Origin of the sequence: Vibrio sp. UCD-FRSSP16_30 (assembly GCF_001676025.1) — a bacterium.
In the GTDB taxonomy this organism is placed as follows: Bacteria; Pseudomonadota; Gammaproteobacteria; order Enterobacterales; family Vibrionaceae; genus Vibrio.
This window is the reverse complement of record NZ_LZFW01000084.1, coordinates 41,585-55,523: the sequence shown is the minus strand read 5'-3', so window position 1 is coordinate 55,523 and position 13,939 is coordinate 41,585. Positions and strand designations below refer to the sequence as shown.

The following is a 13,939-nucleotide window of genomic DNA, read 5'->3' as shown; positions in this document are numbered from 1 at the left end:
AAACTAAAAAGGCCTGCATATGTGCAGACCTTTTTGTTTATAGGTTTTTATGAATTAGAGTGTGAGCAGAGCTAATTAATTATTGCTGTGCAGTTCACTATTTAATTCAACAGCGGATTTATTGGTTAGACACTCAATAATCCCTGTTTGAGAATTACGGCGGAACAGAAGATCTGATTTGCCAGCAAGGTCGCGAGCTTTAACTACTTCAACTTCTTGGCCGCTGTTGTCTAGCATACGTACCTTAGTACCTGCTGTAACATACAAGCCAGACTCAATAGTACAACGATCGCCTAGAGGGAATCCAAGGCCTGCATTTGCACCTAGTAAGCTGTTCTCACCGATAGCGATAACGACTTTACCACCACCAGATAGCGTACCCATAATTGAAGCGCCGCCACCGATATCTGAACCGTTACCAACCATTACACCAGCTGAGATACGACCTTCAACCATGCTTACGCCAGTTGTGCCTGCATTGAAGTTGATAAAACCTTCATGCATGACTGTCGTGCCTTCACCAACATGAGCACCAAGGCGCACGCGAGATGTATCAGCGATACGCACACCTGTTGGAACGATGTAGTCAACCATTTTAGGGAATTTGTCGACACAATCGACAGTTAAAGCGCGACCAGCAAGACGAGCTTCAATTTGACGCTCAGCAAGCTCAGGAAGGTCGATAGGACCTTCGTTAGTCCATGCAATGTTATGCAGAAGACCAAAGATACCATCAAGTACAATGCCATGTGGCTTAACTAGGCGATGAGAGATAAGTTGAAGCTTTAAAAAACCTTCAGCAACAGACTGAGGTTTTTCGTCACTTTCAAGAGCAACAATGACTAGAGGTTGTGTAGACTGAGCAGCCTTTGCTGCAAAGCTTGCACTTGCTGCTTGGCCGTTGCTTTCAAATACTGTAACCAGTGCTTGGCACTGCTCAGAAGTCAGTTCAAGACTTTGGTTGCCTTGCTTGTAATCAACAGTTTGTTTGACCGCTTCAATAAGCTCAGCTGTTGGATTTAGAATAGGGGCAGGGAAGAAGGCTTCAATAACTTTGCCGTCTTGGTTTTTAGTTGCGCTACCGAGTGCCAGTGCGAAGAAAGACATCAATTAATCTCCATATAAGGTAATTTAGCACGCTGTTCTTAACTGCTTGCAATACATCAGTTAAGAAAAGCGTACCTCTCAAATTTTGTTGATAGCCTTACACTATAATCAGCGCGTGCATGGCTGAAAAGGTCTAAATGATAAAAACTGACAAAATGCCGTTCTAAAATCTAGATGAACAAAGCAATATAAGCTTGGTGAATACCTTCAATCAGCATTTGCATACCGATGACAGCCAGTATTAATCCCATCATTCGAGTGATTACATTTAGAGCGCTAGGACCGATAGCTCTGACAAATTGCTCTCCAGAAACAAACAGAAGATAAGTCAGGCCACAGAGCAATCCGAAAGAAATAATAGTAATGACAACTTCTACGTTTCCACCAACGGCCGCAAAGTTCATTGCGGTGGCGATAGCTCCGGGACCGGCGAGAATAGGCATTGCAAGAGGGGATACACCGATACTTAAAGCTGCTTCTTTTTGCGCAATTGTGTGACTGGCAGATTTTTCGGAACCATGATGCTCATTATTGCCTCGAAGCATGTTCAAGCCAATGCTGAATACCAAGATCCCACCAGTAATTCGCAAGGCATACAAGGTGATGCCAAACAAGTCGAAAATGAGCTTTCCTGAGATTGCGAATACAGTAATGATGATAAAGGCAATCACCACTGAACGCAGTGCAATGGACTTTATCGTTTGGGAGTCGTTGCCACGAGTTAAACTAATGAAAATGGGAGTGTTTGCTATAGGGTTCATGATGGCAAAAAAGCCCATAAACACAGTCAGCGTATGTATGATAAGATCTTTCATATAGTCCTTAAATGAGTAAATAACAATCTAGCTTTATTATGGCGCTAGAGTGACTTATTTTATGATAAAAGGACTATATAAATTTAAGTTTTTATTTATGCAGCATCAGACGTATCAATAACATCCTCTTGAACTACTGCTTTTGGCTTTTTAGGTGCTGGTTTGCGTTTCGCGCCTAGTGCATACAATACATCTTCTTTATGCTTTGATAGATACATAGAAAGCTCTTCTTGCTGGCTTTCATCGGTAATGATTTTACTGTTAGCTAAAAGCTCAAACAGTTCATCAGCCACATCTAGCATTTTGTCGTATGCGTCCGCTTCGGCCTTTGAGGTAAAAGTCATCTTTTCTTCTCCGTTGCGTTCTACCACGTACTTGACGATAACAGCCATGGTCCATCCTCATAAATTGTTTGTTAATAATTAAATACTGGTTATTTATACATAATTATAATTATACAGTCTAGCCGAGTTCACTATTTTGTCGGGTGATCGCTCAAACGCCATTCAAGACTGTAGTGTAGAAATGCACTAAGGAGTGGATTTAAGTATTTATCTTTATGCAGTACAACTTGCATTGATCTATCAAGGGGAAGATTAATGTTCAGTTTACTGATTTTGCCTGCTTTCAGAGCGCTATCAATTGACAGTTCTGATAAACAAGCTAATCCAAGCCCTGCTGAAACACTATTGATGATCGCTTCACTGCTACTCAGTACAAACTCTTCTTGCCATGAGGTGGTGTGCTTTGCGATGTGCTGCATAAAATAATCACGCGATCCTGATCCAAGCTCTCTTACAAGCCAACTGCGCTCTTCTAGATCATTGATTGATACTTGTGAGCGATGAGCTAAAGGATCATCTGGATTGCAAATCACACACATCTGATCAAAGCCAAAAGGATGATGGGTGAGTTTATCTAATTGTTGATTGCTCTCGATGAACGCAATATCAACTTGGTAATCAATCACTTTTTGGCTTAAAACCGCTGAATTTTCTAATAAAGTTTTAAACTTTACATCTGGATATTGTGCTGTGAAATCGCGAATAAGGTAGGGGAGAAGTTGATTACCTATCGTATTACTCGCACCTATATTGAGTGTGCCACTTAACTTCTCTGGGCTGGATTGAGTAAATAGATTTGGAATCGCCCTAGCACGTTCTAACACCTCATCGGCAACAGATAAAAGGCGCATACCTTCTTGATTTAAAATTAAGCGATTATTTACTCTATCAAACAAAGTATGCGCTAATTGATTTTCAAGTTGGTTAAGAGATAGACTCACCGCCGCTTTTGACAAATACAAACTTTTTGCCGCAGAGGATAAAGAGTTTGCTTTAGCAACACAGGTAAAGACTTCTAATTGTCGTAATGTAAAAGGAATCATAGTGTTTTGTTTTACTTAACGAATGTTTTAAATGTTTAAATTTTAATAAACATAGTGCAATTATATACTCATTGCATCAAGTAATTAATGAGCGGAACAATCTAATGCAAACACAATCTCGATTAGCCAATGCACCCACACCAATGGCTGGCCTTGCCCTTGGTATCGCAAGTTTAGGCTGGTGTTTAGAAAATCTGGGTCTGTTTAATGGTTATGCTCAAATTACAGGAGCATTAATTGCATCGGTACTGCTGTTCGTCTTGATGGCCAAATTCCTGTTTCATCGCCATCTATTAAAGCAAGACTTATCTCATCCTGTTGTCGGTAGTGTTGTACCTACTTTTGCTATGGCGAGTATGGTGGTCTCTTTCGCTATCGGTCAGCATTTAGCATGGCTTGGCAATGTTATTTGGGTTGTATCTGTGGTGCTTCACATACTCTTCCTAGCAAGCTTTAGTTTTCATCGTAGCCAGAATTTTGAGCTTCATCATATGCTGCCGAGTTGGTTTGTACCGCCGGTAGGCATTGTGGTAGCAGCGTTAACATACTCGGGAAGTGCTTCACTGCATTGGATTGGTGAGACTACCTTGTACTTTGGTATGGGCGCTTACGCTATCATGTTGCCGATGATGATTTATCGTCTGATGTTTTCTGAGTTAGTAGAAGATGCAGCTAAACCAACACTGGCAATTTTGGCCGCTCCTGCCAGTCTATCACTGGCAGGCTACCTGTCTTTTGTTGAGTCTCCATCACCTATGATCGTGGCTTTGTTGTTCGGTATTGCGATTTTGATGACCGGCGTTATTTATATCGCGTTTTTCCGTTTGTTGAAGCTGCCATTTAGCCCAGGATACTCAGCGTTTACATTCCCTTTAGTGATCAGTGCGACTGCTATGTTTAAAGTGGCGTTATGGATGGATGAGCAGGGGATTGCGAGCGAATATGTTCAGCAGGTTCATACTCTTGCTGTGGTTGAGTTAATCATCGCATTTGGTATTGTGAGTTATGTAGCTTTGCAGTACTTCAATAACCTTTTAATCCAACCTAGATTAGAATTAGCCACTAAATAGCTTACTTTGAGACATCAATTGCAGTGGGGTATGGTAACCTTATTGCAATTGATTCAATGGATTGTGAGCCTGCCTTGTTTACTGTTTATCATTCAAACCAAATTGATCTTCTTAAATCTTTACTGATCGCCCTGATCCGTCAGCAGCCCCTTTCTTCTCCTTTTGAGCAAGAACAAATTTTGGTGCAAAGTCCCGGAATGTCTCAGTGGTTGAAGATGGAACTGGCTAAAGATATGGGAATTGCCGCCAATCTTAACTTTCCACTTCCCGCGACTTTTATTTGGCAAATGTTTATTGAAGTGTTGCCAAATGTGCCAAAGCGTAGTGCTTTTAACAAAGAAGCAATGACTTGGAAGTTAATGCAAGTCCTGCCTCAAAAATTGAAAGAAACGACTTTTTCCCCATTAGCGTCTTATCTTGAGCAAGATGAAGATGATTCAAAGCTGTTTCAACTAGCAGGAAAAATTGCCGATATTTTTGATGGTTATTTGGTCTATCGTCCAGATTATATAACGGCGTGGGAAAATGGTGAGCACCCAGCAGAACTTGATCAGCAGGGCTTATGGCAAGGTGAACTTTGGCGTGAGCTCTATCAGTTTACGATTAATTTAGGTCAGTCTAAGTACCATCGCGCCAATTTGTATCAAGACTTTATTGATGCGTTGGCGAAAGCGGATGATATAGAAAGCTCTCAGGTACCAAAGCGCCTATTCGTGTTTGGTATTAGCTCTTTACCACCTAAGTATCTAGAAGCGCTCAAGGCACTAGGTGAGCATATCGACGTGCACTTAATGTTCCACAATCCTTGTCGTTATTATTGGGGGGATATTAAAGATCAGCGAACGCTGTCTAAAATGGCCGCCTCAGTAAGACCTAAGATTAAATGGCATGGGCAGGAGTTTAGCGAGGATCAAGGTGTTCCATTATTAAAAGGTGATATCGAACACAATGCGCTGCCTGAGTATCACTGTGATGCGATTACTAACAATCTGCTCGCGTCAATGGGCAAGCAGGGAAGAGATAACCTGCACTTATTATCAGAGCTAGGTAGCAACGAAGTTGAAGCATTTGTCGATATAGATGCAGATAATTTCTTGCATAAAATACAGCAAAATATATTAAACCTAGAACAGCATCAAGACGACTCAAGACTTGAACAAAGCTTACATAAGGCGAATGTCTCGCAACAAGATAACTCACTTTCGATTCACAGCTGTCACAGCGCGACAAGAGAAGTCGAAGTACTGCACGATCACCTCTTGAATTTATTTAATCAAGATCCTAGCTTAAAGCCTCGCGACATTATTGTGATGGTTGCTGACATCAATGCCTATTCCCCAGCTATCAAAGCCATTTTTGGTAATGCTGTGGGAGATCGACGAATTCCTTATTCGATCTCTGATAGAAGCGTGGCCGAAGAAACGCCAATTTTGAATGCGTTTTTACAATTATTGGCACTGCCCAATAGTCGCTGTGGTCGTAGTGAAATGATGGAGATCTTAGAGACGCCCGCTATTTTACAGCGCTTTGGTCTATCAAATGCTGATTTTGAATTAATTGGCTTGTGGGTAGAAGAAGCCGGTGTTCGTTGGGGTTTAGATGAATCGACCGCAACAGAGTTTGAATTACCGCAGCTTAATCAAAATACTTGGCTATTTGGCCTACAACGTATTTTGCTTGGCTACAGTATGTCGGCTATCAGTCAGCCATTTGCTCTTGATGAGGGACTCTTAGCGCCTTATGAGCAAGTTGAAGGGATGCAAGCAGAGCTTGCCGGTCGGTTAGCCGCATTCATTGATAAGGTGTTGCACTATCGACAAATCTTAAATACACCGCAATATAGCGCGCAATGGCAAGCCCAATTAAACGCTCTAGTAAATGACTTTTTTGATCTAGATATTGAAAATGAAATTGCACTTACAACCATTCGCGATGCACTGTCTTCATTAACCGAGCAAACAGCAGAAGCTGGGTTAGAAGCGAGTTTAAGTCATCAAGTAGTCAGTGAGTACTTGCAAGATAAATTAGACAACTCTCGCGTCAGCCAGCGTTTTTTAGCAGGGCAAGTCAATTGCTGCACCTTAATGCCAATGCGCTCTATACCATTTAAAGTGGTGTGTTTATTGGGCATGAACGACGGGGTATATCCAAGAACTGTCGCGCAAGAAGGTTTTGACTTAATGACAGTTAAAACTCGTATTGGCGATAGAAGTCGCCGCGATGATGACCGTTATCTATTTTTAGAGGCACTGCTATCGGCGCAAAGTAATTTATACATTAGTTATATTGGGCAATCGATTTTAGATAACAGTGAATGCTTACCCTCTATTTTGGTGACTGAGTTGCTAGAGTACTGCTCGCAAAACTATTGCCTAGCAGGTGATGAATTAGAATCTGTGGATGATTCTGGCGAGCAACTTTTAAAGCATCTTATCTCCCATCACAGTATGACCCCCTTTAGCCGAGAGGCTTTTACTGATCAACCAAGCTTTGCCTCTGAATGGCTAACGATTGCCAATGGTATTTCATCCGAAACAGTCACAGCGGACACCCCGCTGAATGATTACTTTTTAGAGCGTGGTGATATCCCTGAGATAGAGCTTGAGCAATTATTATCATTTTGGTCTTTGCCGGTGAAGTCGTTCTTTAATCAGCGATTACAAGTTTGGCTGACCAGTGACAAAGAGATAACCGCCGATGATGAACCATTCTCACTTAGAGGGTTAGAACGTTATCTTCTGCGTGATGATTTTGTTGATGCAATGCTAGAAGGTGGAGCATCACGGGCAGATCAAGTGGCCGATTATTATCGCAGTTCAGGTCAATTGCCGGTAGGCGAATTTGGTGATTTAGCGGTAGCAGAAAGTCTTGATGAGATGAAAGATTTAGTGGCTGAAATTGAATTTTATACGAGCAGTAAACAGCCTTCGATCTCTTTGTCTTTAGAGGTTCCTTACCGTAATCACAAGTTGCTGATTACGGGCTGGCTTGATAATTATTATGGCTCAGGCTTAGTTCATCATCGTGTTGGCAGTGTACGCTCAAAAGATATCTTACAAGCATGGATTAAACACCTATGTGCCAGCGCATCTGGCCATCAGATTACCAGTCATATAATTGGTGTTAATAAAACAGGAGTCGAGTATTTCTCCCTTGCACCAGTAGCAGAAAAAGATGCCTTAGTCTTCATGCAGGATTTGTTACTGTTATTTTTTGAAGGTATGACTAATCCATTGCCATATTTCCCGCTTAGTGCCCAAGCTGGTATGCAAGAGTTTGTCTCAAAATCAAAAAGAGGCGATACCGACGTTGCGCGTGAAGCTGCTAAGAAAAAATTTGATAGTCGCTATCTAGGTAACGATTTTAGTGCGGGTGAATCTGATGATTTGTACATACAGCGAGTATGGGCACAACTGAGTGATGAGGTTGTTAAGCAAGGTTATCGTCTTGCGGAAAGGGTCTTTCTACCTGCGCAAGAGCGTCTACAAGCTAAAGACAAAAAGTAATTTTTTGATGAAAAGGAAAAGGGTGGCCGCCAGAATTATTATGTGTAGGGATAGGACTGGCGGCCAAAGGGCCAGAGAGACCTCTTATTCTTATATTTGTATGATTAAACAGGCACTTAGTGCTCATGATTGTCGCGCAAGGCTACGCGTAAAAGCCCGTTATAACAGTGAGAATGATCGCAAACTTTATCCCTTAGCTTTCAGTTTTCTAACGCATAACATCGTTTCATTACATCGATCACATATTTAGATAGGATTTACTATGACTGATGCGGCGCAGATACAACCTGCAGCTCTTGATACAATGACATTTCCTTTGCATGGTGCACGCTTAATTGAAGCTTCTGCCGGGACAGGGAAGACATTTACCATTGCCGGTCTCTATCTAAGATTGTTGTTAGGGCATGGTGATAACGGCAGTGCTCACGATAGGCCATTAACGGTTGAACAAATTTTAGTAGTGACTTTTACTGAAGCGGCAACCGCTGAGCTAAAGGATCGTATCCGCGCGCGCATACACCAAGCTAGGGTCGATTTCAGCCGAGGTTATAGTGATGATCCTATTATCAAGCCGCTACTTGATCAGACTGATGATAGAGATAATGCTTGCCAGTTATTGCTTGCCGCTGAAAGACAAATGGATGAAGCCGCAGTCTTTACTATTCATGGTTTTTGTCAGCGAATGTTAACCCAAAATGCCTTTGAATCTGGCAGTCGATTTAACAGTCAATTTATTAAAGATGAAACTCAACTTAAAGCGCAGGTTGTGGCGGATTATTGGCGTCGCCATTTTTATCAAATGAACAAAACCATGGTAGCGGAAATCCGTAGCCACTGGAAAACACCGCAAGAATTACACAAACAGATTGATAACTTTATTAGTGGCAATGAGGTTTATATCCACTCTGATATGGCACAGGGTGACCTAGAAGAACAGTATGCACAGCGCATTACTGCGGTTGATGATCTCAAGCAAAAATGGTTACTTGAAAGTGATACTTTTAATAAGCTGATAGAAGAGTCAGGCATTACTAAAAACCCTTATAACAAAAAGAATGTGCCTAACTGGATCTCGCAAATCGATGCTTGGGCTAATAAAACGCCTTCAACATTAGCGGTGCCTGATTGCTTAGTACGCTTTAGCAGTGGCGCATTACAAGGCAAAACCAAAGCAGGCAAGCAAGTACCTGAGCATGCGGTCTTTAATCAGCTAGAGGACTTTTTCCAATTGCCTCCATTGGAGATAAAGCAAGCCATCCTCACACACGCCATTCCTGAGTGCCGTGCACAATTACAAAAGGCGAAAAAGCAGCAGCAGAAGCTTTCATTTGATGACCTATTAAGCCAGTTGGATTATGCACTGCAAACCGATGAAGACGATTTATTATCTCAACGAATTCGTCTGTTGTATCCCGTTGCGATGATCGATGAGTTTCAAGATACCGATCCACAGCAATACAACATATTTAGTCATCTTTACCTGCAACGACCTGAGTGCGGTTTGTTTATGATTGGCGATCCTAAGCAGGCAATTTATGCTTTTCGTGGCGCTGATATCTTTACCTATATTCGAGCTCGAAATGAAGTAACCTCCCACTTTAACTTAACCACTAACTGGCGCTCTAGTCAGGATATGGTGCAAGCGAGTAACGCGCTATTTGAAGAAGCTGAATCGCCTTTTATTTACAATGACGATATTCCTTTTACTTCCGTATTAGCAAGCCCTGATGCGGATAAAAAATCATGGTCTTTACATGATAAGGTGCAGCCTGCCATGACCATCTGGCATCAGCAACAAGAGGGGGAAGGGGTTGCCAAGGGAGATTACAATCATGCTATGGCGCAATCTACGGCAACTCAAATACAACAGATCCTAAGTGCATCAGACCAAGGTTTGGCTGTTTTGCACGGTTCTAAAAATAAGCCTATTCAAGCGGGCAATATTGCAGTTTTAGTGCGTACGGGTAGAGAGGCCAACTTAGTGCGTAAAGCGCTATCAGAAAAGGGCGTCGCGAGCGTTTATTTATCGAATAGAGACAGTGTATTTGCCAGCTCAGTTGCCAGTGATGTGATGTTATTTTTACGTGCAGCTTTGCACTTTGATAATGACCGCGCGTTACGCTCCGCCGCTGCCAGTCGCTTATTTGATTTGTCCTTGTTTGATTTGGAAAGATTAAATCAAGATGAACAATACTGGGAGTTATTGAGTCAGGAGTTCAGTGACTATCGCCAGATTTGGTTAAAGTCTGGCATCATGCCTATGATTCGAAAACTCATTCAATACAGAGAGTTAGCACAGACTCTACAACAGCAGCATCAAGGTGAGCGAGTACTTACTGATTTAATGCACCTTGCCGAATTATTGCAACAAGCGTCTGCTGAACTGGAAAGCGATCACGCTTTATTACGTTGGTTTGAAGAGCATATCTTTGACGCTGCCAGTGGCGATTTAGGCGATGAGCAAAAGCAGCGTTTAGAGTCTGAGCGAAACCTAGTGCAAATTGTCACTATTCATAAATCCAAAGGTTTGGAGTATGACATTATCTTTGTGCCTTTTGTTAGCGCCAGTCGTCAAAGCAAGCAGGCACTTTATTATGATGATGAGCGTAAAAGCACTCGCTTTGATATAGACAATAATGCCGAGGGGATTGAGCTATCCGATAAAGAGCGCCTTGCTGAGGATCTGCGTCTTATCTATGTCGCAGTCACTCGCGCCGTATACTCTTGTTATCTAGGTGTGGCTGCTTTAAAAGACGGGCGCAGCAAGAAAGTGATGACTCACTTAAGTTCTATTGGCTATCTATTACAAGGTAGTGAGCCACAAGAAGCCAGCGCTCTTAGCACTGCGTTACGTGAGTTTGAAGATAAGTATGCTTCAATTGTGGTTAGCGATCCTATTCCTTGGGATGACGTTCGTTATCAAGCGCCAGAGGCCGAACTGGAAATGCTGGAAGCCAATAAAATGCAGCAGCAAATTGATTGGCGCTGGAGAATGACCAGTTACTCAGGATTGGTTAAACAAGGGCATGGCAGTGTTTATAAAGATGAGAGCGCATGGCTTGATACAACACTGGATATTGACGCGTCACAAGACCAAACACCATTGATTGATCTAAAGCAAAAGACCATGTTCAACTTTCCTCGAGGTGCAAGACCGGGGACATTTTTACACAGCTTATTTGAAGAGGTTGAATACACCGAATCAGCCTTTACGGCGCGCAACCAAGAGATCATTAGACAACTGATAATCAAAGAGCAGTTAGAAGAAGAATGGCTGCCAATACTGCAAGAGATGGTCGATAAGGTACTCAACACTGACTTAGATGGTAATGGCCTCAAATTGTCAGATAAAAATCCATCACAAAGGCTGGTGGAAATGGAGTTTTTGCTACCTATCGAGATCCTGCTGGCGCAGCGCTTCAATACCATTACTCATAAATATGATTCACTGACTGCGCAAGCAGGAGAGCTAGGTTTTGCTCCGGTAGAGGGCATGTTAAAAGGCTTTATTGATTTGGTTTTTGAGCATCAGGGCAAATATTATGTCTTAGATTGGAAGTCAAATCATCTTGGTGATTTGGCCGAAGATTACCATCAAAAGAGCTTAGATCTGGCAATGATCGATCATCGCTATGATGCCCAATATCAAATTTACGCACTGGCGTTACAGCGATTTTTAAGTAGTCGTATTGCTGATTACTCTTACGATGCTCATTTTGGAGGGGTCTTTTACTTATTTTTAAGAGGTATGGACGGCAGTGGTGAATACGGCGTATTTTCTGCTAAGCCATCGCAACAAATGTTATTAGAACTCGATGCACACATTCGCGGTGAGGAAGCAATATAATGATTGAGACAGCCGAAAGCCTTCCACAAACATTAAATCTCTCTGAAATTGCTCCAGAGCAATTAGCTCATTATCATCAAAAAAGCTGGTTGGATTGGTTAGAGTTGATGGCCAATATGAATATGGTTCGAGACATTGATTTTCAGCTAGCCAAGTTTTTATCTGGTCAAGAGAAAAGCGCGTCAAAATCACACATAGCCGTCATGATATGCGCGGTCAGTTATGAGCTGAGTAAAGGCAACACATGTTTGCCTATTGCGAATAACTGGAATCCTTTACGGGCATTTGGTGTGAGTTCACTAGAGCCGTTATTTAATCCTGAACTGCTGGCATGTCATTGGGTTGATGAGCTGAATCAGTCAAGCTTAGTGGCGCATGACTTTGAAAGAGCTGGATTTCAAGAAGCTATGCACAAACCATTGGTATTCGAATTTGGCAGTGTGTATTTACAAAAATATTGGCACTTTGAAGGCTCATTGGCTCAAAAATTATTAGAGTATGCAGAGCCCATTAACATTGATGCTAATCAGCTTTTGGTATTAAGAGTGCAGTTAGATCAACTGTTTGCTTGGCAGTTGAGTTACCTCTTTGCCGAGATACAAGATCTTAAACAAGCGAATGCTTCTAGCGCGAAAATTCAGCGAGCGATTTGTGAATCTCTAGATGTTGTTGATCTTGATGGTTTAGCCTTTGATAAAATTGTGGCAATAGCAATGCAGGCAAATTCCAGTCATGATCTTGAACAGTTAGCCGAATATATTCCATTAAGCGCTTGTGTTAATTATCAGAAACTAGCAGCAGCCACTGCACTGACTCGCCGTTTCTGCGTGATATCAGGCGGCCCAGGCACAGGTAAAACCACCACGGTATCGAAATTGCTTGCAGCGCTGGTGGCCTCAAGTGAAAAAGATCTCGATATTAAACTGGCTGCGCCGACGGGTAAGGCGGCGGCTCGCCTGACGGAATCTATTGGGCAAGCGATAGATTCTTTACCTGTATCACCACAAATTAAACAAAAGATCCCTACCTCTGCCAGTACCTTACACCGCTTATTAGGGGCTATCCCAAATAGAACTGAATTTAAACATAACGCGCAAAATCTGTTGCATTTAGATCTTTTGATTCTTGATGAAGCGTCTATGGTGGATTTGCCTATGATGTGCAAATTGCTTAATGCACTGCCAGCCCATGCCCGCTTAATTTTATTAGGTGATAGAGATCAGCTCTCATCGGTTGAAGCTGGCGCGGTGTTGGGGGATATCTGCCAGCTTGGCACTCAAGGATACAGCCCATCCCATAAAGCTTTACTGAGTAAATTAACCGGATATGAACTGGCTACTTCTCCGCAGGTCGGTAGTGCCATTAGTGATAGTTTATGTGTATTACAAAAGAGTTTTCGTTTTCATAGCCGCTCTGGTATTGGTAAATTGGCAAGAGCAATCAATGCTGGGGAGATGGCCAAGGTTGATGAAGCATTTGCTGCGGATTACACCGATATTGAACACTTTGATGTTAATGCCCAAACTTACGCAGAGCTGGTGACGCATTTAGTTGCACGCTATAAAAGCTACCTAAATTTACGCTTTGAAAACAATGGCACAATGAGTATGTCCTCTTTTGCTCGACAGGTGCTGCAGAGCTTTTCTCAAACTCGTTTACTGTGCGCAGTACGTGAAGGGGAGTTTGGCGTTGAAGGGGCAAATAACAATATAGAAAAAGCGTTAGCAGGTAAGGGGTTGATCCCAAGAGATCGAGATACTTGGTATATTGGACGACCAGTGATGGTAAAAAATAATGACCATAATCAGCAATTGTATAATGGTGATATTGGAATTTGTTTACTTGATGAGAGCTTGCAAGAACCAAGATTAAAAGTCTATTTTGAGCTGCCTGATGGTAGTGTGAAAGGAGTACTTCCAAGTCGCGTTCCGCCTCATGAAACCGCTTACTCCATGACTATCCATAAATCTCAGGGCAGTGAGTTTAATCATACTTTGTTATTGCTACCGAAAACGCCAACGCCTGTATTAACTCGCGAGTTATTTTATACCGGTGTTACCCGAGCTAAAAATAAGCTAAGTATCTATGCAGATACCGCGATTATTCAACGTGCAATTAAGCAAAAAACAGCCAGAAGTAGCCATCTGTCACGCAGATTAGCTACTAATTAAATTAGCTTGCCTTGCCTAGCAAGAGCATCAACTGAA

At 42.2% G+C, this 13,939-nt stretch carries 8 protein-coding genes; 4 read left to right on the top strand and 4 right to left on the bottom strand.

Features of this window, described 5'->3' with window-relative positions; all coding sequences use genetic code 11:
• Positions 1-75: 75 nt before the first annotated feature.
• From dapD to A9260_RS16045, 4 genes are all read right to left on the bottom strand, one after another.
• Positions 76-1,107 carry a 2,3,4,5-tetrahydropyridine-2,6-dicarboxylate N-succinyltransferase gene (dapD, locus tag A9260_RS16060; RefSeq protein WP_068700772.1) on the bottom strand — a complete coding sequence of 344 codons (1,032 nt, stop codon included), beginning with the start codon at positions 1,105-1,107 and terminating at the stop codon, positions 76-78.
• Between the two features lie 170 nt (positions 1,108-1,277).
• Positions 1,278-1,922, bottom strand: a complete 645-nt coding sequence (locus A9260_RS16055) for a MarC family protein (protein ID WP_068700770.1) — start codon at positions 1,920-1,922, stop codon at positions 1,278-1,280.
• 95 nt (positions 1,923-2,017) lie between these two features.
• Positions 2,018-2,314, bottom strand: a complete 297-nt coding sequence (locus A9260_RS16050) for a YebG family protein (RefSeq protein ID WP_068700768.1) — start codon at positions 2,312-2,314, stop codon at positions 2,018-2,020.
• An 83-nt stretch (positions 2,315-2,397) separates the two neighbouring features.
• Positions 2,398-3,309, bottom strand: a complete 912-nt coding sequence (locus tag A9260_RS16045; protein WP_068700766.1) for a LysR substrate-binding domain-containing protein — start codon at positions 3,307-3,309, stop codon at positions 2,398-2,400.
• A 104-nt stretch (positions 3,310-3,413) separates the two neighbouring features.
• Here A9260_RS16045 and A9260_RS16040 point away from each other — a divergent pair, with 104 nt between their 5' ends.
• From A9260_RS16040 to recD, 4 genes are all read left to right on the top strand, one after another.
• Positions 3,414-4,379 (top strand): TDT family transporter, encoded by a 966-nt coding sequence (locus A9260_RS16040; protein ID WP_068700764.1) that lies wholly within the window; start codon positions 3,414-3,416, stop codon positions 4,377-4,379.
• Positions 4,380-4,453: 74 nt separating this feature from the next.
• Positions 4,454-7,885 carry an exodeoxyribonuclease V subunit gamma gene (gene recC, locus A9260_RS16035; protein WP_068700964.1) on the top strand — a complete coding sequence of 1,144 codons (3,432 nt, stop codon included), beginning with the start codon at positions 4,454-4,456 and terminating at the stop codon, positions 7,883-7,885.
• Positions 7,886-8,147: 262 nt separating this feature from the next.
• Positions 8,148-11,732 carry an exodeoxyribonuclease V subunit beta gene (gene recB / locus A9260_RS16030; RefSeq protein WP_068700762.1) on the top strand — a complete coding sequence of 1,195 codons (3,585 nt, stop codon included), beginning with the start codon at positions 8,148-8,150 and terminating at the stop codon, positions 11,730-11,732.
• Positions 11,732-13,903 carry an exodeoxyribonuclease V subunit alpha gene (gene recD, locus A9260_RS16025; protein ID WP_068700760.1) on the top strand — a complete coding sequence of 724 codons (2,172 nt, stop codon included), beginning with the start codon at positions 11,732-11,734 and terminating at the stop codon, positions 13,901-13,903. The genes recB and recD overlap by 1 nt, the downstream gene beginning before the upstream one ends.
• The last annotated feature ends 36 nt before the right edge of the window (positions 13,904-13,939 follow it).

Bases quoted from the DNA above. Each gene is read 5' to 3' on its own strand.
- A9260_RS16055 (WP_068700770.1), bottom strand. From the start codon at position 1,922: ATGAAAGATCTTATCATACATACGCTGACTGTGTTTATGGGCTTTTTT.
- A9260_RS16040 (WP_068700764.1), top strand. From the start codon at position 3,414: ATGCAAACACAATCTCGATTAGCCAATGCACCCACACCAATGGCTGGC.
- recB (WP_068700762.1), top strand. From the start codon at position 8,148: ATGACTGATGCGGCGCAGATACAACCTGCAGCTCTTGATACAATGACA.
- dapD (WP_068700772.1), bottom strand. From the start codon at position 1,107: ATGTCTTTCTTCGCACTGGCACTCGGTAGCGCAACTAAAAACCAAGAC.
- A9260_RS16045 (WP_068700766.1), bottom strand. From the start codon at position 3,309: ATGATTCCTTTTACATTACGACAATTAGAAGTCTTTACCTGTGTTGCT.
- recD (WP_068700760.1), top strand. From the start codon at position 11,732: ATGATTGAGACAGCCGAAAGCCTTCCACAAACATTAAATCTCTCTGAA.
- A9260_RS16050 (WP_068700768.1), bottom strand. From the start codon at position 2,314: ATGGCTGTTATCGTCAAGTACGTGGTAGAACGCAACGGAGAAGAAAAG.